This is a genomic window from Ktedonosporobacter rubrisoli (assembly GCF_004208415.1).
Classification (GTDB): Bacteria; Chloroflexota; Ktedonobacteria; order Ktedonobacterales; family Ktedonobacteraceae; genus Ktedonosporobacter; species Ktedonosporobacter rubrisoli.
In genome coordinates, this window is the sequence record NZ_CP035758.1 from 9,181,605 (window position 1) to 9,205,757 (window position 24,153).

At 51.4% G+C, this 24,153-nt stretch carries 17 protein-coding genes; 9 read left to right on the forward strand and 8 right to left on the reverse strand.

Features of this window, described 5'->3' with window-relative positions; translation table 11 throughout:
• The first annotated feature begins 3 nt into the window (after nt 1-3).
• From EPA93_RS39655 to EPA93_RS39665, 3 genes are all read left to right on the forward strand, one after another.
• Complete coding sequence (locus tag EPA93_RS39655) at nt 4-807, forward strand: ABC transporter permease (RefSeq protein WP_165423710.1); 804 nt, start codon at nt 4-6, stop codon at nt 805-807.
• A 292-nt stretch (nt 808-1,099) separates the two neighbouring features.
• Nucleotides 1,100-1,858 (forward strand): MBL fold metallo-hydrolase, encoded by a 759-nt coding sequence (locus tag EPA93_RS39660; RefSeq protein WP_165423711.1) that lies wholly within the window; start codon nt 1,100-1,102, stop codon nt 1,856-1,858.
• A gap of 297 nt (nt 1,859-2,155) precedes the next feature.
• Entirely contained in the window at nt 2,156-4,060 is a 1,905-nt protein-coding gene (locus EPA93_RS39665; RefSeq protein WP_129892829.1) for a PAS domain-containing sensor histidine kinase, read from the forward strand.
• A 148-nt stretch (nt 4,061-4,208) separates the two neighbouring features.
• On the opposite strand, the gene EPA93_RS39670 is transcribed toward EPA93_RS39665, so the two are convergent.
• The 3 genes from EPA93_RS39670 to EPA93_RS39680 all read right to left on the reverse strand — a co-directional run bounded on the left by EPA93_RS39670 (nt 4,209) and on the right by EPA93_RS39680 (nt 6,912).
• Nucleotides 4,209-5,990: a CocE/NonD family hydrolase gene (locus tag EPA93_RS39670; protein ID WP_207229325.1), complete on the reverse strand. Its 1,782-nt coding sequence runs from the start codon at nt 5,988-5,990 to the stop codon at nt 4,209-4,211.
• Between the two features lie 208 nt (nt 5,991-6,198).
• Nucleotides 6,199-6,387 (reverse strand): hypothetical protein, encoded by a 189-nt coding sequence (locus EPA93_RS39675; protein ID WP_129892830.1) that lies wholly within the window; start codon nt 6,385-6,387, stop codon nt 6,199-6,201.
• 33 nt (nt 6,388-6,420) lie between these two features.
• Nucleotides 6,421-6,912, reverse strand: a complete 492-nt coding sequence (locus EPA93_RS39680; protein ID WP_129892831.1) for an MBL fold metallo-hydrolase — start codon at nt 6,910-6,912, stop codon at nt 6,421-6,423.
• A gap of 416 nt (nt 6,913-7,328) precedes the next feature.
• On the opposite strand from EPA93_RS39680, the gene EPA93_RS39685 reads away from it, so the two are divergent.
• On the forward strand, nt 7,329-8,009 hold the full coding sequence (locus tag EPA93_RS39685; RefSeq protein WP_129892832.1) for an FHA domain-containing protein: 681 nt from the start codon (nt 7,329-7,331) through the stop codon (nt 8,007-8,009).
• Here EPA93_RS39685 and EPA93_RS39690 read toward each other — a convergent pair.
• Together EPA93_RS39690 and EPA93_RS39695 are read right to left on the reverse strand one after the other, a co-directional pair.
• Nucleotides 7,987-8,847 carry a nicotinate-nicotinamide nucleotide adenylyltransferase gene (locus EPA93_RS39690; protein ID WP_129892833.1) on the reverse strand — a complete coding sequence of 287 codons (861 nt, stop codon included), beginning with the start codon at nt 8,845-8,847 and terminating at the stop codon, nt 7,987-7,989. The two genes, EPA93_RS39685 and EPA93_RS39690, sit on opposite strands and share 23 nt — an antisense overlap.
• Before the next feature lie 63 nt (nt 8,848-8,910).
• A complete protein-coding gene (locus EPA93_RS39695; protein WP_129892834.1) occupies nt 8,911-9,108 on the reverse strand; it encodes a hypothetical protein in 198 nt (65 codons plus the stop codon).
• A gap of 632 nt (nt 9,109-9,740) precedes the next feature.
• Between EPA93_RS39695 and EPA93_RS39700 the strand changes: the two genes are divergently transcribed.
• The 5 genes from EPA93_RS39700 to purB all read left to right on the forward strand — a co-directional run bounded on the left by EPA93_RS39700 (nt 9,741) and on the right by purB (nt 15,775).
• Complete coding sequence (locus EPA93_RS39700; RefSeq protein ID WP_129894791.1) at nt 9,741-10,952, forward strand: ABC transporter substrate-binding protein; 1,212 nt, start codon at nt 9,741-9,743, stop codon at nt 10,950-10,952.
• Nucleotides 10,953-11,060: 108 nt separating this feature from the next.
• On the forward strand, nt 11,061-11,984 hold the full coding sequence (locus EPA93_RS39705; protein WP_129892835.1) for an ABC transporter permease: 924 nt from the start codon (nt 11,061-11,063) through the stop codon (nt 11,982-11,984).
• A gap of 13 nt (nt 11,985-11,997) precedes the next feature.
• Nucleotides 11,998-12,903, forward strand: coding sequence for an ABC transporter permease (locus tag EPA93_RS39710; protein ID WP_129892836.1), 906 nt, complete (start codon nt 11,998-12,000; stop codon nt 12,901-12,903).
• A gap of 28 nt (nt 12,904-12,931) precedes the next feature.
• Nucleotides 12,932-14,062: an ABC transporter ATP-binding protein gene (locus tag EPA93_RS39715; protein ID WP_129892837.1), complete on the forward strand. Its 1,131-nt coding sequence runs from the start codon at nt 12,932-12,934 to the stop codon at nt 14,060-14,062.
• 345 nt (nt 14,063-14,407) lie between these two features.
• Complete coding sequence (purB, locus tag EPA93_RS39720) at nt 14,408-15,775, forward strand: adenylosuccinate lyase (RefSeq protein ID WP_129892838.1); 1,368 nt, start codon at nt 14,408-14,410, stop codon at nt 15,773-15,775.
• Nucleotides 15,776-15,865: 90 nt separating this feature from the next.
• Here purB and EPA93_RS39725 read toward each other — a convergent pair whose 3' ends face one another.
• From EPA93_RS39725 to acnA, 3 genes are all read right to left on the reverse strand, one after another.
• Nucleotides 15,866-17,563 carry an ArnT family glycosyltransferase gene (locus tag EPA93_RS39725; protein WP_129892839.1) on the reverse strand — a complete coding sequence of 566 codons (1,698 nt, stop codon included), beginning with the start codon at nt 17,561-17,563 and terminating at the stop codon, nt 15,866-15,868.
• Between the two features lie 37 nt (nt 17,564-17,600).
• Entirely contained in the window at nt 17,601-21,074 is a 3,474-nt protein-coding gene (locus tag EPA93_RS39730; RefSeq protein WP_129892840.1) for a serine/threonine-protein kinase, read from the reverse strand.
• A 188-nt stretch (nt 21,075-21,262) separates the two neighbouring features.
• Entirely contained in the window at nt 21,263-23,986 is a 2,724-nt protein-coding gene (acnA, locus tag EPA93_RS39735; RefSeq protein ID WP_129892841.1) for an aconitate hydratase AcnA, read from the reverse strand.
• Nucleotides 23,987-24,153 lie beyond the last annotated feature (167 nt).

Consider the following 24,153-nt stretch of genomic DNA (forward strand, 5'->3'; position numbering starts at 1 on the left):
GCAATGTCTGCACTGAAAATGGGGATGCGCACGCTGCGTTTTATTGGCGCGTATGCCAGGGCCAATCTCCGGGCCGCGATGGAATATAGGATCTCCTTCTGGGTCCAGATTATCTCGATGGTAGCTAACGATAGTTTGTGGCTCTTTTTCTGGTGGAACTACTTTCAGCAGTTTCCCTTAACCAACGGCTGGCAGGCTACCGATGTTGTTGTACTCTGGGCCATAACGGGCTCGGCCTTTGGCATAAGTGTAGCGGTCTTCGGCAATGCGCGCCAACTGGTAACACTAATCATGAATGGCGGGCTGGATGCCTATCTGGGTATGCCACGCTATGCTCTGCTCCACGTCTGTATTGCCGCAACCGAACCGAGCGCCTGGGGCGATATTATCTTCGCCGTGGGGGCTTATCTCTTGTTCCTGCGTCCAGATGTATTGCATATAGCCATGTTCGTGGGGTTGGCTCTCTTGTCATCCTTGATCTTTACGGCCTTTATCGTCATCCTCTGTTCTCTTGCCTTTTTCCTGGGCAATACGGAGGGGATGACTCAGCAGGTGTTTGGGGCGCTGGTCTCGTTCTCCACCTATCCGATGAATATCTTTCACGGTGTAGTCAAGCTACTACTTTTTACGGTGATGCCGGCTGGCTTTGTCTCGTTTGTGCCGCTGCAGTTGTTGCATAAATTTACCTGGCCCATGGTGGGAGCAATGCTGGGTGCGACCACAGTAATTGTCCTGATCGCGGTATGGATATTCGAGATAGGCCTGCGGCGCTACGAGAGCGGGAGCTTGCTTGGCATGCAGGGGTAGGAAGGATCTCGCCGCTTATTCGAGCACTGATGTTCATATCTTATTATCAGTGAAAATGAATTGAAAGTTCAAAAAATATAGATTGACAAATAAGATGAACCGGTCCTATACTACGGCAACTAGAGATACTGTGCGGAGCGTAAGCGAAGAGTGTCTCAGGAGATATATTGGAGCGTTTTCTGTTGGTGGCTTTATGCCTGGCATTTGCGACCAGCAAACTACTTGTCCAGGGAGCAACAAAATATGCTCACTGAAGGCAGGCATAGCCTCAGGGAGAGAGGAGACCCACGGAATGACTGTGCATATCAGGCGCCTGAGTTGGGCCGGTGTGGAGATTAATTTCAATGATCGTCGTCTGCTTATTGATACCTTGCAATTCAGTAGGCCGGCTTTGGAAAAATTCATGGGGCGTCCTCACTGGCCGCTTGTAGAGCTTGAGAAGACAGAAGGGCCGACCGATGCTCTTGTGACCCATATTCATCATGATCATCTTGATATCGAAGCATTGCGTTACCTGCTCGGCGAGGAAGGTAGCGTCTATTGTCATGCGCCAATAGTTCCTCATCTACGCAATAATGGGCTGCGCGCCAAAGAAATTGAGCTGTGGCAGAGTATTAGAATTGCTGCAGGATTAACCATCACGGCTGTTCCTGCGGTTGACTGGCGCGGCGATGATCAAGTTTCCTGGGTTGTTGAGGTAGGTGAGCATCGCCTGTTTCATGGTGGGGATACCATCTGGCATGGAAGTTGGTGGCAGATTGCTCACCGTTTTGAAGAAGGCTTTGACTGGGCCTTCTTGCCGGTAAATGGCGTTATTGTCGATCTTCCAGGCTACGCCCCGTCAGGCATTCCAGCTACCCTCACTCCTCACCAGGCAGTTGTTGCTACCCGCCTGCTGCGAGCGCGCATGCTCTGTCCAATCCACTATGGCCAGTTCAATAATCCCCCATTTTATGTTGAGCAACCGGATATCGCCAGGGATCTGCAAAATCTGGCTTTGCAGGAAGGCGTTGCCTTAGAGTTGTATCCAGATGGAGCTTTTGTGCTCTAATTTCCCAATCTATTCTCTTGGGAACTTGCCCAAGGACTGCTTAATCCTTGTCAAGCTCTTGAGAGAATATCCTCCCTGCCATCTTCAAACATGTGCATTTTATAACCTGGCGCTATTGCTTCATGCTATTACTGTCGCTGCTAATGACAGACAAACTTTCATTTATCCCCATATAGTAGTTTAATGATGCTTTACTCTATACCGTTGTTCAGTTTGTGAGGAAGAAGGAAAGGTGCTATAGTAGCGTATAAAGCTAAGGAGGGCCAGGTTGCTTAGCGATGAAAGCGTATATGACGTATGTCCGCACATGATGAGCAATGCACGACGACTATGAAAGAAGAAACACTCGGACAAAACGAGAAACTATTTCGCGCTCTGATCGAACATAGTTCCGATCTCATTGTGCTGGTAGATGCTGAAGGGATAATTACCTATGTCAGCCCTTCTGTAAGGCGCATCCTGGGATATAGCCCTGAAGAAGTGCTGGGCAAGCATGCCTTCACTATGGTTCATCCGGGCGACCTGCCTATTGTCCAGGATGCCCTTGATGATTTACGGCAGTCGCCGGGGAAGGCTGGGCAGGCCGAGTACAGGCTCTGCTGTCGTGAGGGTGGCGTGCGCTGGTTTGAGGCGACCACCACAAACCTGTTAGCTGAGCCAGGCGTAGCGGCGATCGTTGGCAATTTTCACGATATTACCGAGCGGAAAGGGGCTGAGGAGGAGCGCACCTATCTGTTGGCCCGCGAGCAGAATGCGCTCTCGCTGGTCCAGGCGGAGCGCCAGCGTTTGTATGATTTGTTTATGCAAGCGCCGGCGATCATTGGTATCACGCGTGGGCCGCGGCATATCATCGAGCTGGTGAATCCATGCTGTCTACAAATCTTAGGAAATCGTAGCGCCGCCGATTTTATTGGTAAGCCTTGTGCCGAGGTCATGCCGGAACTGGTGGGCCAGGGGCTTATTGCCATTATGGATCAAGTCTATCGGAGTGGTGAGACATATCTAGGCAACAATGTTCCTGTTTTCCTTGATGTTCAGGGCCGCGGCAGGCTGGAAGAACATATATTTAACTTTGTATATCAGCCCTCGCGCAATGTCGGGGGTAAGATTGAAGGTATCCTCATTCACGGCTTTGAGGTTACCGAACAAGTCCATTCATGCAAAGCTCTTGACCAATTTTTTACGCTCTCGCTGGATATGCTCTGTATTATAGATTTTAATGGGTATTTTCAAAAGGTCAATCCAGCCTTTGAGAAGATCCTGGGTTATGCGCCTGCGGAGCTTTGCGCTCATCCCGTCTCTTATTGGCTTCATGCTGAGGATAAAGAGCGCACAACCAATGAAATGCAGAAGTTGAAGAACGGAGTGCCGACGCGCTATTTTGAGAATCGTTATCGCACAAAGGATGGCACATATAAATGGTTGGCCTGGACTGCCATTCCCTCGCTTGAGGACCAGGTAATGTATGCCGTAGCTCGCGACATTACTAAGCAGAAACGTGAGGATCAACTCAAGGATGAGTTCATTGGCATGGCCAGCCATGAGCTTAAGACGCCTATTACTAGCCTGAAAGGCTTTAACCAGATCTTGCTCAGGCGCTTAAACAAGCAAGAGGACCTTCTGAGCGTCGAGTATCTGCTTAAAATGGAGAAGCAGGTCAACAGATTAGCAAAAGTTGTCAATGATTTGCTTGATATCTCCAAGATCCAGACAGGGAAGCTAAACTACCAGGAAGAGCATTTTGATCTCTCGCAACTGGTGCAAGAGATTGTTGAGATTTTTCAGGCCAGCACGTTTTCTCATTGGCTGCTTATTGAAGAAGCCATGAATACACCGGTGGTCGGCGATAGAGATCGGCTTGGCCAGGTGTTTATCAATCTGCTGACCAACGCAATTAAATATTCCCCGCAAGCTGATAAGGTGTGCATTCGCGTGGTGAGAGACCAGAAGCAAGGCGTAGTTAGCGTCCAGGATTTTGGTAAGGGCATTGCGAAAGAACATCATGATAAGGTCTTTGAGCGATTTTATCAGATAAGCAGCCCGGGCGAGCAGCCTTTCTCAGGGCTTGGCATAGGCCTGTATCTTTCGCGTGAGATTATCAGGCGCCATGCCGGTAAAATCTGGGTCAAGAGTAGTAAGGGCTCTGGGTCCACTTTCTTCTTTTCTTTGCCGCTCAGCGAGGAAGCTCCTGGCTCTGTTTAGGTTCTGGAATACAATGTTTAGCTCGACAGTTTCTCCGCTGAAGCAAGGCCTGGCCGTTATCGTGGGGTCAGACATATGTGAGCGCCCTGGATCGATTAAAGCCCCCTGATACCAGGGAAGAGGGCAACCAATCCAGCGCGCTTGCTAATTACTGCTGAGCGGGCGGAACGATTGGCAATAGGATATAAGAAGGATGCCCTTCGTCGTGTAAAATGTGCTGCTGGGCAACCGCTAACTCAGCATCGGCTCCTAGAGCATGGCCCGTATTGGGATTGCGATCCCAACGGGGAAAGTTACTGCTCGTAATATCCAGGCGGATGCGATGCCCTTTTTTAAAGAGATTGCTTGTTGACCAGAGATCGATCTCGTATTCATAGGCTCGGCCAGGCTCAATGAGGGAAGACGCTTCGCCGTGAGCAAAATTGCGATAGCGGGCTCTGATAATCCCATCAGTCAGGTTCTGGGCAAAGCCGTTAGGATGTACATCGACCAGGCGCGCTACAAAATCAGTATCGGGTGCGCTGGAGACCGCCCACAGATGAACCGTAATTGGCCCCGTGACCTCAATATCTTCTTCAAGGGTTGGTGTACTATAGACAAGCACATCTGCGCGCTCTTCAGTAGGGCGTTGATCAATGGGGCCACCGCGATATTCTGGCGTCATAAGCAATGCGCCGCCACGAGTAATCACGGGATTAGCCGGATCATAGGTATACTGATCGGCGGGTTCGACTTCCGGTTTGCTGCTTGTAAGCAGGCCATCACCATGCAGCGAATTGGCTTGCCCGTCGCTATGTAAATAGTAGCGGGTCTCGACGGCGCGGGCCAGCGGCCATTCTTGCTCATCGCGCCAGATATTGGCGCCCATCACGAAGATTTTGATCGGAGCCTCGTCAAGGATACCGGTATTTGTTTCTTTTAAGAACTGGTCGAACCAGCGTAACTGCAAGCTCATGAAGTCGATCTTTAAATCAATCAGAGCCGCGCTGGCGCCGAAGCCAAAATTGATCTCGCCAATCGGATTAGTGACTCCGCCATGCGTCCATGGTCCGATGAGTAGCTTGCTTTGTCGCGCCTGTGGCGTCGCGCCCTGGCTGCGTATAGCATTGAAATTATCGATGGTGTCCTGCAAGAAGACATCATACCAACCGCCGATATTAAAAGCCGGCGCTGTGACTTGCGCGTGCTTCCCACGGATAGTGAAGGCTTCGACGTTGGAGCGATCCATGACGTGCTCAAAGACTTCGAAAAAGGCCGGAGCCGCGTCGCTGCGCTTCACAGGGGCAAAATCCTTGAGGGGTAGATCCCAGTATCCGCGCGGTCCCAGCGCGTCCATCTCGGAGACGAGCGTATAGAGCGCCGCACCTAAGTGGCGGGGATCGGGGTCCTGCCTATAGCGGCGCATCAGCACATCGAAGCCCATCGAGAGTTGCCAGCTTGTCGAAGTACCTAATTCGAGCGCGCCCCCACGAAATAGCACGCCGTTGAGTGGATCGTTCCAGGTAATGAAAGGCACAATAGCCTTTAAGGCTGCAGGGTGCTGGACTGCTGAGATCCATTGCGTAAAGCCAAAATAGGAGGCTCCATACATGCCAACGCTGCCGTTGCTATAAGGGAGCCCGGCAGCCCAGGCTACCGTATCCACGCCATCCAGGGCTTCATTGCGGAAAGGGTCCCATGTTCCCTCGGAGGTGAAGCGTCCTCGCGTATCCTGGATGATGACGACGTAGCCGCGCCGTGCTACCTGGGCAGGATCGAAAACTGAGGTAGCCGTGGGTAGATCTTTGCCATAGGGGAGGCGGGTGAGGAGAACTGGCCACTGTCCCTCACCGGCTGGACGATAAACATTGGCACGCAAAATCGTGCCATCTCTCATCTGGGCAGGAACGTCAAAGTCTATAGTGATTTGCTGACCCATTTGCATAACCATGATCAAGATTGCTCCTCTGTAAAATTGGGATACAGCTTATCTGTATCTGTACTCATCTTTACGCGCTGATTTTTAGTGGGGTATATTCAATCTTTAGATCTGCCTGTATTGTAGCATCAAGATCGGTAGGCCGTAGCTATTTTGGGGAGCGCTAGATGGCTTGCAGCCAGAACAGCGGTTGAATATTTCCATTTCTTGTCTGCGCTTTCTACTTGCTTAGCGTGTTCGCAAAGGTTCGAATGGCTGCGGCAGCAATCCTAACGAGCGGTTTGCCATGTCCCAGACAGAGCGTGTCCACATTCATCTCCGCGATTTTGTGAACCGAGCGTTTGGCCTGATCCATGTCAGGGGTTGTATATGCAGGCATCAAGCTCAGGCCGAAAGCCAGATTCATCATGACATCCCCGCCAAAGAGTAGGCGCTGCTCTGCCTACCAGAATCCGCATTGACCGAGGCTATGACCGGGTTCATCAACAACCTCTAATCCTGGAAGCACCTCATCTAGTCGATCTCCTTCTTGCAACTCATAGTCTACCTGCACAGCTGGGCTAAGGTCTGGTGAGACGAACATTGTGGCGAGTAAACGATTAGTTAAGTTCAATTGTGAGCGAGGAGGCAGGATGGCTTTTTTCTCGCCGCGAATGACCGCGCTCTCGTAGCGATGATGAGCATAAACACATGCTCCAGTCACCTCCTTGAGCGCGGCAAGGCTCCCGGTATGATCGGAGTGTGCATGCGTGATGAGGATGCGTTTAATGTCACTGAGCTGATGACCTATGCTCCGAAGGTCTTTCTCGATTTGGGAGAGAGAGCCAGATACACTGGTATCAACCAGCGTCAGGCCATCAGCCGCTTCGATTACGTAGACGCGTCCCATGCGTAGACCCTCGATGCAAAAAATGCCATTGAGAATTCGATCCATGTCTCTCTCTTTCTTAAAAGGATTAGTACTGGATAGTACTAATATCTGGCGAATAAAAAGAGAAGCAGAGCTTCTCAAAAAGAAACCTATTTACCTGGTTACCTCACCCATACCCGTGCAGACGCACTCCATTAAAAAGAGCTCGGGAGTCACTTCAGCGACTTAACCGCAATTGAATATTGCTTCTTACAATTAGAACTATGTAGTACTAAATTTGATTTGCCAAGGCGGAGCCCTTGCCTTTCTTGCAAGTTTTTCTCAGTTTTTTTGTGATGCCCAGGCTACGCGTCAGATTCAGGCAAAAAAAGCTATCTTGACACTTCTTCACTTTATTCGTTATACTCATTCAAAATAGCGGTGAAGCTATCTTCCGCTGTACCAACCTTACTATATTGGCATCAAGTTGAGAGAGCCGAATGGCACAAGAAAATCTGTCGGGTGCATATCTCGTCATCCAGAAGGGGCCACAGCTTGGCAAGCGTGTGGAATTGTGGAAAGAGTGTACCACTATTGGTCGTAGCCGCGAATGTGACATCTTTTTAGAAGATATCGCGGTTCATCGCAAACAGGCCCGTATTTTACTTACTCCTGCGGGCTATATATTGCGCGATGACCACGGGAGCGGCGATAGTTATGTCAATGGCCGACCAGTTCAAGAGCAGCTGCTCAATAGCAATGATCAGCTTCTTTTTGGCAATACTCAAATGACCTTTTTTGCCCATGAAGGGACGCGGCCATTTCAATTCGCTTCGTCACGTGGCCGCGAATTGCACGCAGGAAAAGCTCTCAGTGCTCAGCCTGCTAGCGTAGCTTGCCTGGATCTGATCTCTACATTTGGAGATATACGGCGGATCGAGCTACCCCGTGAGATGACTATTGGGCGCAGCCGCGAGTGTGATATCTTTCTGGAAGATCTGGCAGTCAGTCGCACTCACGTAACTATTCACGAACTGCCAAATGGAGAATATGAGTTGCTGGATAATCATTCAGCTACAGGCACGTTTGTGAATGGAGGCGCTATGCGGCGCTGCATCTTGCGTGATGGCGATGTGGTACAGATCGGCGCTAGCAAATTTATCTTTCGCCTTCACGTTTAAGCGCTTGCCTTTGGTGCACCTGTCGCTCTAGACGCATGGCCCTCTCTCCATAATAATCTATCTCCACTCCATCGGATCTGTGCAATGGAGGAGCGTAGGCTCGTGTTTCGCGCATAAATTGCCTTACTTCCTGCGGCACATCGTGCAAATAGTTGGCGCTGTGCTGGCGTATATGGCTTGATGCGATAGCCCGATACGTTGGGCTGAAAGGTAAGGCCTGAACGTAGCCGGCAAATTTCCTGTTTTGCGGCTGGTTGAGTAGGTCTTCCAGCTCTTGTTTGCCCGCACTGCCACGGGGTGCGACGAGCATCTGTGCCTGCTTAAACAGGTCGGCGAGCGCGGCATCGCGGTCCTCATAATAATGGGGATCGAAAATCTGCACGATCTTATCAAATCCCATCAAGAAAAAGATACGCTTGACCTGCGGGAAAGAATGGCGTATCGCTTCGGCCTGCTCAACGTATAAGCCGCGATTGAAGAGAAGTATCCCCGCGTGTGGTAGACGTGGCCGCAAGACGTTCTGGAGCAGGAGTATGCGCTCAAGCAACAGCGGGCGCTCAACATTTTCTTTATCCACGGTTAGCTTATTGAAGGCCGCGTAGAGGTGCATAGGTTCGTGAGCGCGCGCGTACTGGCGCGCCTGTTTCAACAGAGCGATATGGGCAATCGTCGGCGGATTAAATGAGCCGGCAAAGATGATAATATCCTCGCGTGGCTGCGGAGAGCCGGGCGTCACGAATGCGCGCGGTGCTGCGCCTGGGTCCAGTTGATCAAGCTGAGCCTGCACATGCTTGAGAAAGTGTAACGTATGTGGCGAGAAGTGCAGATATCTACTCATAGCTCTATTGTAGCACAGACACCGCCAGAGCTAGCTCTGGGGATAGCCCATCCATCCCTAAGGCTAGCTGCGATTGCGCTCTACGAATTGCTTGATCTGTTCGATATCTGCTTTGAGCACATAGGAGCGGCGATCAAAGGGGAATTTGTGTCTTTGAATGTCGAGAAAATTCATATAATTGTATAGCGAAGCCTTACTGCAACCCACCGCAATGACTGCTTGCTCTATCGTTAAGCAATCATCTTTCGCAATCTTTGCCATCCGTCTACAATCCCCACTAAAAATCATCCTTTGCAGAAATCTTGCTTCTTGTCAATTTATAAATTTGGCAAAGACCTGGTTAACATCAAGGATTGTTGCTATGGATTAGCCAGTGAGTTAAGAATTTACGTAGAGCTCTCCAATCCTGATTGTTCCGCTGCCTGACAGTGGCAATCAAAGGGGAATTGGGGTCGCGCTACAGTCGCGGCGCGGCCCGTCACAATCTCTTGTCTCTCTTCAATCTCTTTTGCTGCTGCTTTAACTCTAGCATTGACATGTTAAATAAGCTTTAAGGCAAGGCTTACGGCATGTTAAACTATAGAAAAGCCCATTTTTATGGGCAAAACATCTATATATGTATCGTTCAGATAGATAAACTACCCATTGCACCCGCTTACTTTAGTCCGCTATATTCTAGGCAGACATTATGGAAAGAAATGTCAAATTCTCTCTACTGCCTCTCTTCTTCTTATGCTTGCTACCTTTCTACGCTACATCGTTGTCAGTACTTTTGAATTGCGTATTGCTGGTCTTTTTAGAGAGCCAGTGACCCACAATAGATGTGGAGTATTTTGTAATTTTGTGTTTGCGCCCTTTCAGGTTCTTGCCGGGAGGCGCAAGGAGGTTTTCTTATGAGCAGCCGGGAACTATTTAACAATTTTCTGGATCTGAGCAGAGCTGGCAGCCGCCGCTCGTTTCTCAAGCAGGCTGGCGCGCTGGGCGTATCTGCCACAGCCTTTGGGGCATTTTTGCAGGCTTGTGGCGGTGGGAATAGCAGCAGTGGGACCGGCGCGGGTGCTGCTCCCAACCCTGCCAACCTTGCCGGCCCCATTGATCTTAAGACCCTGGCCGAGAATGCGAAGAAAGAGGGCAAGCTCGAAGCAATTGGTATACCGCCCGAGTGGGCCGATTACAAAGATATCCTGGCTGGTTATACGAAGAATTACGGGGTTGACGTTGCCTATAAGGCCGAGGCTGAGTTTTCTTCGGCTCAGGAACTGGAAGTATTTAAGAAGTCGAAGCAGCATCCCCACGGCGATATTGGTGATGTTGGTTTCTCCTTTGGCCCTACCGTAATCTCTCAGGGGCTCGTATCACCCTATAAGCATGCTCATTGGGATGATATTGAAGACGATCTGAAAGATCCACAGGGAAATTGGTGCACAGAATATTGGGGCGCTCAGGCATTCGTTATCAATACTGATCTTGTGAAGAAGCCGCCCACCTCTTTCAAGGAGCTGTTGGCCGGCGATTATAAGAATATGGTTGGTATCGATGGTGATCCGCGCCAGGCCACTGACGCTTTTAATGCTGTCTATGCCGCAGCCTTGGCCACGAGTGGCAGTATCGATAACATTCAGCCCGGCATCGATTACTTCGTGCAACTGAAGAAAAAGGGAAGCTTCACAGTAGCGCGCTCAAGCCTGGCCAACATTACCAAAGGTGAAGTCGCTATCGCCATCATGTGGGACTATCTGGGCCTTGGTTTCCGCGATCAGCTCAATGGCAAGCCCAACATTAAAGTGGTTATCCCCTCTGATGGTTCGATTGCTGGCCCTTATGTCTCTATTATCAATAAGACAGCTCCCCATCCCTATGCGGCTCGCCTGTGGAATGAGTATATTTTCTCGGATGAGGGCCAGCTTTTCTATCTGACCGGCTATGCACATCCGGCCCGCTATAAAAAGTTGGTTGCTGCCGGTAAGGTTCCGGCTGATCTGGCCGCAAAGTTGCCGCCTGCTGAGCAGTACAATTCGGTCAAATTCGTTTCCGATCCGGCCAAACTGAAGGCTGCCACTGACCTGGTGAATCAGAACTGGCAGTCGCAAGTGCTTGGTCAGTAGCTGTATCTGCTATACTTGCGAGCAAGGGAAGATTGACAGAGCAATAACTGCTCCTGGGTAGGCGCGTAAGTTCGCGCCTACCATCAATTACACTCTGGAGGTGGAGCAATGCAACTACCAGCAGCCGATGAGGTCGGAGAAGCCACGCCGGGAAAGGAAGCAGGAACGCGCCGTGGGCGTTGGGGTTATACGTTGACGAGCTGGCTAGGTCTGGTACCATTTTTACTCTTTTGTTTGCTCTTTGAGGTGTTGCCGGCCATTGTGATCATTCAGGGTAGTTTTCTCAACGATAGTGGAGCTTTTACCCTGGCTAATTATCAACATGTCTTTGCTCAGATCAGCAATCTGCGTGCGTTTCAGACCAGCATCTCGATTTCTCTTATCACTGCGATCATTGGGGCCGTGCTTGGCTTTCTCGCTGCGTATGGCGTCTATAATCTGCGCACGCGCTGGTTGCGCAATTTCCTCGTAAGTTTTTCAAGTATTGCCGCAAACTTTGCCGGGGTTCCGCTGGCTTTTGCTTTTGTGGCCACGTTGGGCGTAACTGGCTTTGTTACCGTCCTTCTCCACAACTGGCTCCATGTCAATCTATACGATCTGGGGTTTAGTATTTATAAGTTCTGGGGCCTTGTCATTGTCTATGTCTATTTCCAGCTGCCCTTGATGATACTGATTACAGTTCCTGCCCTTGGCGCGCTGCGGCCTGAGTGGCGTGAGGCTGCCACAAATCTTGGCGCATCCAGCTTTACGTACTGGCGACGTGTGGCTTTGCCAGTATTATTGCCCTCGCTCATTGCGGGAACAATGCTGCTCTTTGCTAACTCGTTTGGGGCCTTTGCGACTGCCTTTGCGCTGGCCCAGGGCAACATTAATCTTGTGCCCATCCTGATCAGCTTTGTCGTGGCGGGCAATGTGGGTATGGATGTCGGGCTGGGTAATGCGCTAGCCGTTGGCATGATTATTGTCCTGCTTGTAGCCGTATCTCTCTATACGTCTATGCTGCGTCGCGTCAGTGTCTGGCAGGGAAAGTAGGAGGACAAGGTTTATGAGCACCAAAGTAAAAACCGTGGGCAGCTCCTCCGTCACGGAGGGGTCGCGCCAGAAAATCTCCTCAGGAAAGGCCAGCTTTGGCTTCGATAAGCTAGTTCTCGTCCTGGCCATGCTTTATCTGCTTGTCCCGCTTGGTGCCACGCTAGTTTTTGGCCTCTCAGGCGGCTCTGGCCTGGACTTAAAGCTCTTTCAGGATATTTTGAGCGATAAAGATTTTTCCAGCACACTCTTACTTTCGCTAGAATTGGGCTTTGCGGCGACTGTATTGAGCGTTGTGCTGGTAACGCCAACTGCTTACTGGGTGCAGTTGCGCTTGCCACGCGCTCGCCCACTGCTGGATTTCCTCTCGCTTGTACCATTTGCGGTTCCTGCAATCATTATGTCGCTGGGCCTCCTTGAAGTATATGGCAGCCCGAATCCGCTCATTGGTGTGCTCTCGCTGGGCCTTGTCCCGTTGTTGAGCAATCCCCCATTTAATATTGTCAATACGCCGCAGTTGCTGGTCTGTGCCTATGTGGTGCTCTCGCTGCCCTTTGTCTATCGCCCGATCGATAATAGCTTACGTGCGCTCAATACACGCGTGCTGACTGAGGCGGCCTATAGCCTGGGCTGTGGCTGGTGGAAGACCTTCCTGACGGTCATTTTGCCCAATGTCTGGCCTGGTGTGATCAGTGCCGCACTGCTCACCTTCTCGACGGCGATGGGTGAGTTTACGCTGGCTACCCTGTTTGGCCTGTATACCTTTCCTGTGTATCTTAATCAGACCGGGCAGGGCGATGCGCATAAAGCTGCGCTGCTCTCCATTATCAGCTTTATCTTTACCCTGATCTGCGTCATCGGCATTATCCTCTTTGCCCGCAGCAGGTCCGGTAGCGCTGTTGAGGCGGCTGCTGCAAGATAGCATAGAAATCCCTTGTGAGGAGCATGGTATGGCATTTCTTGAACTTAAAGGTCTGACAAAGCGCTTTGGGCAGGTGACGGCTGTGGATCAGATTGCTTTGCCTATTAACCAGGGCGAGTTTTTGACCCTGCTTGGTCCCAGCGGTTGTGGCAAGACGACGATCCTGCGTATGGTTGCTGGCTTTGAGATGCCGGATGAGGGAAGCATCTTGCTGGATGGTGATGATATTACTCACCGCCCGGCCAGCAAGCGCCCGATGGGCATGGTTTTTCAGTCGTATGCGCTTTTCCCGCACATGACGGCCGAGCAGAATATTGCCTTTGGTATGGAGGTGAAGAAGCAGCCTCGCGAGCAAATTAAGAAGCGTTGCGCCGAACTGCTGGAACTGGTGGGCCTTGGCGAAATGGGCAAGCGCTATCCCCATCAGCTCTCGGGCGGTCAGCAACAGCGTATCGCCCTGGCGCGGGCCCTGGCGGTTGAGCCCAAAGTGCTTTTGCTGGATGAACCGCTCTCGGCTCTCGATGCCAAGGTAAGGGTCTCTTTACGAAATGAGATTCGGCGTATTCAGCAGCAATTGAAGATGACAGCGATCTACGTTACCCACGATCAAGAGGAGGCTCTTGCTGTCTCGGATCGTATCGCGGTCATGGCCAAAGGCAAGATAGAGCAATTGGATCATCCCGAAGAGATCTATGTGAATCCTCATACAGTCTTTGCTGCCACATTTGTAGGAACAAGCAACCAGTTTAATGGAGTGCTCGAATCGGCGGCGCAGGGATTGTGTAAGTCAGCTAACCAGACGTTCCATGTCTTAGCGCAAAGCCGCTTGCGCGATAATGAGCGGGTGCTGATCGTTGTTCGCCCGGAAGAAGTTTCGCTCCATGCAGCTGAGGAGGGTCCTGGCATGCAGGCCAATGGTGTTGCCAACAGCATAGCAGGGGTGATAGAGCTGCGTACCTTCCTTGGTCCCTTTACGCGCTTCCATGTGAAGATAGATGATAGCTCTACGCTGATAGCAGATGTGCCAAGCCAGCAAGGTCGCGGATTTGCTATGGGCCAGCAAGTCAGGCTCTCCTTCAGGCCTGAGGCTTGCCAGGTTCTGCCCTTGGATGCTCGGGAAGAAGAGCTAGAGAAAATCGCTAACGCGGATGCGGTCTAAGCCAGCTTAAGGGAGATCAGCCCTATAGCTTGCTGACAAGCATTTTTCCCTCTCTGTATGCAGTGCGGGCAGGCCAAAGCTAAGCTTTTGTAAAAGGAGGCCAGCCCGCCTCCCTAATGAAGACCATGGACAAGCCATTAAGCGCTTAACTTATCAAGTTGGAGATAGGTAGCCCCATCCTGCTATACAGATGCAAAGGAAATGAAGCTGGCTCTCTGCTGCTAGATGTCATACAATCAGAAAGAGATGTGCAACGTTCGGCGCTCCTGGAGAAATATCGCCAAGCTTTCCGGTGAGGCCACAGAATATGCATATCTACTGTAGTAAGAAAGGTTTACCTGGTTTATGTCATTGACAGCGCTCTCACCTCTGGATGGTCGCTATTCCGATCAGCTTAGCGCGTTACGTGAGTCCTTTTCTGAATGGGCATTGATGAAATACCGAGTAATGGTAGAGATCGAGTGGCTCATCCATCTCTCTGCTAATGAGGAAATTCACGAGTTGCGTGCTTTTACTTCAGACGAGCGAGATTTTTTGCGCAACCTTGTCACTAACTTTGATGAGCATGAAGCTCTGGAAATAAAAAAAATAGAAGCGACGACGAAGCATGATGTCAAGGCCGTTGAGTATTATCTGAAAGAGAAAATAGCCTCGTCCTCTCTGGCCTCGTGCAAGGAGTTTATTCATTTTGCCTGTACATCCGAAGATATTAATAATCTAGCCTATGGCTTAATGCTTAAACAAGGGGTGCGCAACGTCTGGTTGCCTCTGGCATCTGAGATGGTTGCTCTGGTCAGCAAGATGGCTGAGCAAACCAAAGCAGTCGCGATGCTCGCTCATACCCACGGTCAGCCAGCCAGCCCGACGACATTAGGCAAAGAACTTGCAGTTTTTGTGTATCGCTGGCAACGGCAACTCCACCACATCGAGCAGTTGCAGTATCTTGGCAAGTGTAATGGCGCTGTTGGCAATTATAATGCTCACATCGCGGCTTACCCTCAACTCCCCTGGGAAGACATCTCGCGGCAATTTATTGAGCATTTGGGGCTGACCTTTAATCCGCTCACCACCCAGATAGAATCCCATGATTATATGGCTGAGATTTTTCATGCCATCGTGCGCTTTAACAATATTACCCTGGATTTTGTCCGCGATGTGTGGATGTATATCTCTTTCGAGTATTTTCAACAGCGCATCGAGGCGGGTGAAGTCGGCTCTTCTACCATGCCCCACAAAGTCAACCCTATTCAGTTTGAGAATGCAGAGGCGAATCTCGTTCTGAGTAATGCTTTGTTTGATTGTTTGGCCAACAAGTTGATGGTCTCGCGCCTCCAGCGTGATCTTTCGGATTCATCAGCACAGCGCAATCTCGGGGTAGGTTTTGGCCATTCCTATTTGGCCCTTGATGCGACGATCAAGGGCGTTAGAAAGTTGCGGGTGAATGAACAGCTTATACACCAGGAGCTGGGGAATGACTGGAAAATTCTTGGCGAAGCTATTCAAACAGTCATGCGTAAAAATGGATGTGATAATCCCTATGAGAAATTAAAGGAATTGACCAGGGGGCGGGAGAATGACGAGGTGGACATCAAAGAATTTATTAATAGTTTACAGCTCGTTCCCGAAGATAAGCAGCGTTTATTACAACTTCTTCCGACGACCTATATCGGCCTTGCTCCTTCGTTAGTCAGGCACATTTTTCAGGCTGACTAACGAAGAGCGGCAGCTAACAATGCGATGTCCAGCCGCAAGTCTCTACGGCATTCTAACATTTAGACGAGAGATACTTGCCTATGGCCTTAATTAGCCATTTCCAGCCAGCGGTAAATAGGTGATATAGCCATCTATATGAAGTTGCTGATAGCGCCTATGGCTTTGCTGCTGTCTTTGCGCGAACGCCTGCGCAAAGTCGGAGTGCTCGGGAAAAACGTAAGCCGCCTGAGGATCGGCCTGAACTGCATGCTGGTATGCTGGATAGCGGTTCAAGCCGGGACGTAAATCTACCTCAACAACTCCACAGATGAGGTGCTCCTGGCTCTCAAAGATCAGGCGATCGCAATCCCAGTAGCCAGAGTAGATATGGCGAATGCCACGGCGCAAGAGATCGTGGATAAGCTGCGTTTGTTGCCGCTCATGAGCAAATGCTAGTGGAAGATCGGAAAAATCTAACATGGTTCCGGCCAGCAACGTCAGGCCAATAAGTCCGCTGGCCAGCCAGCGCCAAAGCTTTTGGTAACCCTTCTGCGATAGATATTTTAAGCTGGGGAAATGCATTTCGCTAAAGAGGATAGAGAGCGCTGCTGGCAAGGTAAGTGCAAGGCCAACGAGATAGCGCGTGCTCCATGGCTTTTCAGCTGCAATCGGGCTGGAAGCATAGGATAAAAGCGTCACCCATATGCTGCATAGGAGGAGCAAACGAACAATATGTAGGCGGAGGATATAGTGCTCTTCTTCTGTGAGTCGCTGCCCGGCCTGGCGCTGGCGCCATAACATTACGAGCGGCTTCAAGCCAGAGAGTGTCGCCAGTCCTAATAGGACGAGATATCCTACTCCCCAACCTCCCTGGATCAGCATACAGGGTAGGCTATCGGCCTTCCATGTCCCATAAATGGGCAAAGACGTCAGTGGGCAGACCTGGCTCATGCCTGTGGCCATAGGTAATGTATAAAAGATGGTGCCTACAAGCTGCTTGAGAAGCAGTAGCCAGCCACTGGGAGCGCCGGAAAATTGTGTATGGTGGATGCTCCAGAAGACTGCTAACGAATTGTGATCGAGAGGCACTGTAAGGTTGTATATGATCAGCGGGAGCGCCCCAACGGTTAGGCCGAGCAGGAGGGCAGGTGTGGCCAGCGTACGTAGCTCGCCCCGGCAAAAAAAGCCGAGCACAAGGCCGCTGGTAATCACAAATGGTACCGAAAGTAGGTGACTCCACAGGGCTAATCCTGCCAACATACCCCAGCCAGCAAAGGCTAACAGCCGCGGCCACCTTCTGGGCGGGCCTGGTTTGCGGGCAGCTGATAATACCAGCCAGGCGGACAGACAAAAGAGGAGTGCAGCACAGACAAGCGTCTCGCTAGCCCCGCCTACGGCCATGATTTCCGGCAACATAGTGTGCCGTGATCCCAATACCAGGAGCAGAAGCGTGGCTAAGGCAATTCTTTTACCGAAAAGCAGGCTGCCGAGCCAATATATGCCGAACAGGAAGAGCGCGAAGAGTAGTAGCATGCCCAGACGTAGGGAGAAGAGCGAAGTACCTAGCAATTGAAATAGCACTGCACCAATATATGCCTCCGCCACACCCATATAGTCCTGGCCATAGAGATAGATAGGCCATTCGCCGCGATAGGCGATATGGAGCGCCTCAATGCCCATCGTCCCTTCATCGCTGTTGGTTTCAGGCCAGCCGTAAGAGATCAATATAATGCGTAGGAGCAGGGCGGTAAGAATAAGCGCACAAGCAATTAGCCCATACCTATGCTTTTTGAAATAGGCTGAGAACATTTATCCTAAGGTTCCCCTCTTTAGTGGCAAAAGGCGTTTATATGGTCTCCAGTTTTAAGGAAATTTTGGCACGGTACATCGTCGTCGGCGCGCTCCCCTGCTCATTGGTGTAGCCAAGCTGCCTGGCTCGTTCATATGCCTCTTGCTGAATATTTTCTGCATAGCCCAGGTACTTTAGAGCATTCCCCTTATTATAGTAATAAACTGCGCATTTGGAGTCAAGCTTGATGGCCTGCTCATAGGCGGCCAGCGCTTCTTTATAGCGCTTGAGTGCATAAAGTGCGTCCCCTATCCCATTATGGGCAACGGCGTCCTCCGGGTTGACCTGAATGGCTAGCTGATAGATCTCAAGAGCGTTCTGGAAGCGCTTTAGTTCCATGAACGCCTGGCCTCTATTGTTATAAAAGGTCGAGTTTCCAGGGTCCAGCTGGATAGCTTGTTCATAGGCGGCGAGGGCCTCCTGGTTGCGATGAAGGCCTCTAAGAGCGTCACCCTTGCCGTTACAGGCAATAGCATTAGTGGGATCGAGAGCGAGCGCCGCCTCATAAGCCTTGAGGGCCTTGGCATTGCGATTGAGCTTCCACAAAGCTCGACCTTTGCCAATATAGGCCAGCGCGTTGTTTGGCGCGAGCTCAAGCGTTTTCTCATAGGCGGCGAGAGCTTCCTCGTTGTGCTTGAGCTGATCGTGGATCTGGCCTGCATTGTAGTGAAAATTAGGCGTGCGGGGATCTATCTCTATGGCATTTTTGTAAGCGCTTAGCGCTTCTGGGTACCGCTCAAAGGTTTGTAAAACGTTGCCAAGTCCGTTAAAGGCTGGCGCATATTCGGCATCGAACTGGACTGCCTGTTCATAGGCGGCGAGAGCTTTCTCATAGCGTTGTAGGGCATAAAAGCTATCTCCACGGCCTGTGTAGGCGATGGCATTTTGCTGATCGAGCTGAATGGCTTGTTCAAAGGCTGTCAGCGCCTCTTTATAGCGCGCGAGCTTATTAAGTGCATGGCCGCGACCAATATAACTTTCAGCTGACACTTCGTAGCGCAAGGCTTTGGCATATGCAGCCAGGGCCTCCTGAGGCCGTTCCAGGTTGTAGAGCGCTTTTCCCTTACCAAGGTGAGCAGGAGCGCAATCTGTGCATAAGCTAATGGCCTGCTCAAAAGCTGCAAGCGCTGCCTCATAGCGCTCTAATCTGCTCAACACATCGCCCTTGTGACAATGGTAGCTGGCAAGGCGGGGATTTAAGTCAATGGCCGTCTCGAAGGCCTCAAGAGCCTCCTCGTCCCTTTGGAGAAACCAGAGAGCCAGGCCACGGTTATTGTGAAAGCAGGCATCGTCGGGATTAATCTGCATGGCCTGCTCATAGGCAGTAAGGGCTTCCTGGTAGCGCTTAAGGCGGCACAAGGCGTCGCCTTTGCCGTTATATGCATCGGCGAATTGTGGTTTCAGATGAATGGCTTCTTCATAGGCCAGCAGGGCTTCTTCGCTGCGGTGCAGATTGTAGAGAGCTTTCCCTTGTCCATTATAGGCGACGGCCATAGGGGATAGCGCGATGGCCTGGGTATAAGCTTCTAAAGCACTTCTGTTATTCTCAAGATAGAAAAGAGCGTGCCCTTTGCCAACATAGGCCGAGGCTGATTGCGGATCAAGCCCGATAGCGCGCTCAAAGGCAAAAAGGGCCTCTTTATAGCGTTTGAGGTCATAGAGTGCATATCCTTGGCCAAGATAGGCTATTGCTGAATCTGGGGCCAGCTGGATGGCTTGCTCAAAGGCTTCAAGCGCTTCTTCCGGACGTTGGAGCTTCCAGAGTGTGTAGCCTCGTTCATTGTAGATCTCGGCACCATCCACGTGCTGCTGAATGGCCTGATTAAAGGCTTCCAGGGCCTCTTCATAGCGCTGAAGGGCTTTGAGAGCTTTGCCCTTGTTGTAATGGAAAGTAGCGTTATCGGAGGCAAGAAGGATGGCCTGCTCATGGGCTTTAAGCGCCTCTACATAACATTTGATGTTATAAAGAGTCAAGCCCTTATTATCATGAAACGTGGCTTGTTGAGGATCGAGCCGCATGGCTTTATTATAGGCTGCCAGCGCTTCCTCGCTGTAGCCTAATTCGCGCAGAGCATTGCCTTTGCCATTATAGGCTCCTGCATGTAAGGGGTCGAGCTTGATGGCCCGATTATAGGCCTGTAAAGCCTCGGTATGGCATTTAAGCTGCCAGAGAGCATCGCCTTTGCCTGTATAGCCGATGGCTGAGTTGGGGCCAAGCTGAATGGCGCGCTCGAAGGCAAAAAGCGCCTCTTTATAGCGCTGAAGCGCGTAGAGTGCCTTCCCCTTATGATACCAGGCATCTTTATAATGAGGTTCGCAGGTGAGGGCTTGTTCATAAGCTACAAGTGCTTCTTGATGGCGCCCCAGACGCTCTAACGCCTCGCCCTTTCGGCTGTAAGCCGTCGACGATTTAGCGTCGAGGTGGATAGCGCATTCATAAGCCATAATGGCCTGCTCATAACGCCTGGCTTCAAAATGTCTATTGCCCTCGTTGAGCCATTGCACCTTATTCTGACGCGAAATGTCGATTGAAGGTTCAATGCGCCGCTCTGTTGTATCAGTAGAGGTAGATCCTGTGAGGATACGCGTTTGCGAGGCCTGGTTTGTGCGCGAGGCTTTTAGGGCTTTGATAAAAGTAACGACATCGGGGAAGCGATCCGAGCGATGCTTGGCCATAGCTTTGAGAATGGCTTCCTCAATAGAGGCGGGGATCTGCGGATTGAGTTGAGTTGGCGGAAGTGGCAGTTCCATAGTGTGCTGAAACCACATGGCAACCACAGTGTTGGCGTTGAAGGGACGGCGACCGGTGAAGAGCTCATAGGCGATACAGCCCAGCGAATACTGGTCGCAAGCTTTGCTCACCTTGCCCTCAAACTGCTCAGGCGCCATATAGGGCGGCGTACCACTGGCATCTACATTTTTCATACTTACAGTTTCGAGGAAGGTAGCAATACCAAAATCACCAAGCAGCGCCTCGCCTTTTTTATTGAAGAGAATATTTTCCGGCTTTAGATCGCGATGGATAATATTCTGTAAATGAGCATGCTGTAAAGCCTGGCCGATCTGTGAGAGCATTCTCAATGCCTCGTCTATAGGCATCGGACGTCCCGCCAGTTCGCGCAGGCGATCACGCAGCGAGCCATTAGAGGCATATTCTGCGATAAGATAAGGAGTATCATCGTGAATGCCGATATCGATAATGGTTAGAATATGTTTATGTTTCAGCTTCTCCAGAATGCGAGCTTCTTTAAGAAAATTATCACTACCCTCTTGCGATTGCAGGTGGGAGATGTTCATCATCTTAATGGCCACAATGCGATCTGTAAGAATGGTATGCTGAGCTTTATATACACAACCGAACGAACCACTTGCCAGCCTGGCAATTACACGATAATTGCTAATCTGTTGGCCTACGTAGTCATTCCCTTTGAACACTATCATTACCTCAATAACCGGGGAAGCGGTAATCATATTATTAGATGTTTATGGATAGAAAGGGTGCAAAAATACTATAAATAGGCTATGCTGCAATGTCAATGGGCATGGGGCCGAAATAGACGTTCAGGCTATGTTCTGTTTTATATTCAGTTTCGTCGCAAGCAAGAAAAAAGCTCCGGTTATGCTGCCGCATAGCGCGGAGCTCTTTTGGCAAAGAGATGTTAGCCCTTGAGCAGTTTGCGCATCACAGCTAACAGAATGCCGCCGTTCTGATAGTAGGTGACATCAATCGCGCTGTCTAAGCGCGCGATGGTCTGGAATGTGAAGGTTGAGCCATCTTCGCGTGTCACCTTGACAGTGACTTCCTTGTGCGGTTTCAACTCGCCTTCGATGCCCTGAATATCATAGACTTCATGTCCTGTCAGCCCTAGCGATTCTTTGCTCTCGCCTGGGCGGAACTGGAGGGGCAGAACGCCCATGCCGACCAGATTGCTGCGGTGAATGCGCTCAAAACTTTCGGCGATAACTGCCTGAATCCCCAGGAGCAAGGGTCCTTTGGCCGCCCAGTCGCGCGAACTGCCCGAGCCATATTCCTTGCCCGCAATTACCAGCAAAGGCACACCATCCTTTTGATAGCGCTCAGAAGCTTCATAGATGGTTGTTTGCTCGCCATCGGGCAGATGGACTGTATAGTAGCCTTCTTTGTCAGGCGTCAGGCGGTTGCGCAAGCGAATGTTGCCAAAGGTGCCGCGTACCATCACCTCATGATTGCCGCGTCGCGCACCATAGGTATTGAAGTCGCGCCTCTGCACACCATGCTCCTGCAGGTATTGACCGGCCGGGCTGGCTGCGGCAAAGCTTCCCGCCGGCGAGATGTGGTCTGTCGTGATCGAGTCATCGACCATAACCAGCACGCGGGCGCCGTGAATATCCTTTACCGGCGCGGGCTCGCTTGACATGTTCTGGAAGAAAGGAGGCTCACGCACATACGTTGACTCAGGGTTCCATTCGAAGAGCGTGCCAGTTGTGTTGCTCAGCGACTGCCAGTTCTCATCGCCTTCAAAGACGTGGGCGTAGTTCTGGGCAAACACTTCAGGCGTGAGCGATTTGCTAATGACCTCGCGAACCTCTTCCTGAGAGGGCCAGAGTTCGCGCAGATAGACCTTATCGCCATTGATATCGGTACCGATTGGCTCGTGGGTAAGATCGATATCTACGGTGCCGGCCAGGGCATAAGCGACGACCAGCGGCGGCGAAGCCAGGAAGCTTGCGCGGACCTGCGGATGGATACGGCCCTCGAAGTTGCGATTACCGCTCAGCACCGCCGCCACCACAAGATCGTTATCCTGAATGGCCTCAGCGACGGGCTCCAGGAGAGGACCGCTATTGCCAATGCAGGTTGTGCAGCCAAAGCCAACCAGGTGGAAGCGGAGCGCTTCAAGGTAGGGAAGCAGATCAGCTTTGCTCAGGTAATCAATGACGGCGCGTGAGCCTGGTGCCAGGCTAGTTTTGACTGCGGGGCTCACGCTCAGGCCGCGCTCAACTGCACGTTTAGCCAGCAAGCCGGCGGCAACCATGACCGAAGGGTTTGAGGTATTGGTACAGCTGGTGATCGCGGCAATCGCCACTGAACCATGCTTGACCTGGGTTTGCATGCCACCCACCTCTACTGAAACGCCCTTTTTGTGGCCATTGCTTGCTGCAGCCACTTCGGCCTGCTCGGTCTTGAGGCGATCCGCGTAGACTGAACGGAAGGTCTTGCCCAGATCCTGGAGGGCCACGCGGTCCTGGGGTCGGCGCGGACCGGCCAGGCTTGGTTCGATGGTGCTGAGGTCGAGCTCAAGCAGATCATCAAACAGTGGTTCTGGACTCTCGTCGGTGCGGAAGAGGCCTTGCTCCTTCGTATACTTCTCAACCAGCTCAACGAGCTTAGCATCGCGCCCAGTATCGCGTAGATAGCCTAAAGTTACTGCGTCAACCGGGAAGAGCGTTGCAGTTGCCCCAAACTCTGGGGACATATTGGCAATGGTCGCGCGATCGGCAAGACCAAGCTGACTCAAGCCGGGACCTGTAAACTCAACGAACTTGGCCACCACGCCGCGCTTGCGCAGCATCTGGGTCACTGTCAACACAAGGTCGGTAGCAGTTGTGCCCGCAGGCAAGCTACCAGTTAAGCGCATACCAATTACCTCGGGGGTGAGCAGATAGAGCGGCTGGCCAAGCAGCACTGCCTCGGCCTCGATGCCTCCCACGCCCCAACCCAGAACGCCAAGGCCATTGATCATCGTCGTATGTGAGTCAGTGCCAACTAGCGTATCGGGATAAGCAATCGTCTCATCGCCGTCTTTTCGCGTCATCACCACGGTGGCTAGATATTCAAGGTTTACCTGGTGGACGATACCTGTGCCAGGAGGTACAACCCTGAAGTTATCAAAGGCCTCCTGGGCCCAGCGCAGCAGCGCATAGCGCTCGCTGTTGCGCTCATATTCCCGCTCGACATTGCGCTGAAATGCCAGCGTGGAACCAAAGGTGTCAACCTGCACCGAATGGTCAATCACCAGATCGGCAGGCACGAGGGGATTAATCTTGCGTGGATCGCCGTTCATACGCGCGACCGCAGAACGCATTGCGGCCAGGTCTGCTACTGCAGGCACGCCCGTGAAGTCCTGTAGCAGGACACGAGCAGGCAAAAAGGGATATTCGGCATTGCTTGAACCGGCCTTGCCGGGGGCCCAGTTTGCCAGCGAGCGTATATCCTCTTCTGTGATCAATTCACCGTCTGCATGGCGCAGCATATTTTCTAGAATAATTTTAACTGTGAACGGCAGCCGGTCGAGACCCTGAATCCCATGTTGGGCAAGAGTCGCCAGCCGATAATAGCGGATAGGGCCGTAAGCACTTTCCAGGGTCGTACGGGCACCAAATACATCTTTGTACGCAGCCATATACACACGTCCTTTAGGGAGTATTTAATGTAGGAGATGGGTGACTACACATACGCACTTACGCGTCAACCCTTTGTTCTCGAACACTGATCTTGCCCTATTATATAACAAGAAGTCTCTCGCGGTGTCCTGAGGATAACCTGCCTCGTAATAATGGTAGGAGTAAT

Excerpts from the sequence above, each read along its gene's own strand:
- EPA93_RS39655 (WP_165423710.1), top strand. The coding sequence starts at position 4 with ATGTCTGCACTGAAAATGGGGATGCGCACGCTGCGTTTTATTGGCGCG.
- EPA93_RS39660 (WP_165423711.1), top strand. The coding sequence starts at position 1,100 with ATGACTGTGCATATCAGGCGCCTGAGTTGGGCCGGTGTGGAGATTAAT.
- EPA93_RS39665 (WP_129892829.1), top strand. The coding sequence starts at position 2,156 with ATGTCCGCACATGATGAGCAATGCACGACGACTATGAAAGAAGAAACA.
- EPA93_RS39670 (WP_207229325.1), bottom strand. The coding sequence starts at position 5,990 with ATGGTTATGCAAATGGGTCAGCAAATCACTATAGACTTTGACGTTCCT.
- EPA93_RS39675 (WP_129892830.1), bottom strand. The coding sequence starts at position 6,387 with ATGATGAATCTGGCTTTCGGCCTGAGCTTGATGCCTGCATATACAACC.
- EPA93_RS39680 (WP_129892831.1), bottom strand. The coding sequence starts at position 6,912 with ATGGATCGAATTCTCAATGGCATTTTTTGCATCGAGGGTCTACGCATG.
- EPA93_RS39685 (WP_129892832.1), top strand. The coding sequence starts at position 7,329 with ATGGCACAAGAAAATCTGTCGGGTGCATATCTCGTCATCCAGAAGGGG.
- EPA93_RS39690 (WP_129892833.1), bottom strand. The coding sequence starts at position 8,847 with ATGAGTAGATATCTGCACTTCTCGCCACATACGTTACACTTTCTCAAG.
- EPA93_RS39695 (WP_129892834.1), bottom strand. The coding sequence starts at position 9,108 with ATGGCAAAGATTGCGAAAGATGATTGCTTAACGATAGAGCAAGCAGTC.
- EPA93_RS39700 (WP_129894791.1), top strand. The coding sequence starts at position 9,741 with ATGAGCAGCCGGGAACTATTTAACAATTTTCTGGATCTGAGCAGAGCT.
- EPA93_RS39705 (WP_129892835.1), top strand. The coding sequence starts at position 11,061 with ATGCAACTACCAGCAGCCGATGAGGTCGGAGAAGCCACGCCGGGAAAG.
- EPA93_RS39710 (WP_129892836.1), top strand. The coding sequence starts at position 11,998 with ATGAGCACCAAAGTAAAAACCGTGGGCAGCTCCTCCGTCACGGAGGGG.
- EPA93_RS39715 (WP_129892837.1), top strand. The coding sequence starts at position 12,932 with ATGGCATTTCTTGAACTTAAAGGTCTGACAAAGCGCTTTGGGCAGGTG.
- purB (WP_129892838.1), top strand. The coding sequence starts at position 14,408 with ATGTCATTGACAGCGCTCTCACCTCTGGATGGTCGCTATTCCGATCAG.
- EPA93_RS39725 (WP_129892839.1), bottom strand. The coding sequence starts at position 17,563 with ATGTTCTCAGCCTATTTCAAAAAGCATAGGTATGGGCTAATTGCTTGT.
- EPA93_RS39730 (WP_129892840.1), bottom strand. The coding sequence starts at position 21,074 with ATGATTACCGCTTCCCCGGTTATTGAGGTAATGATAGTGTTCAAAGGG.
- acnA (WP_129892841.1), bottom strand. The coding sequence starts at position 23,986 with ATGGCTGCGTACAAAGATGTATTTGGTGCCCGTACGACCCTGGAAAGT.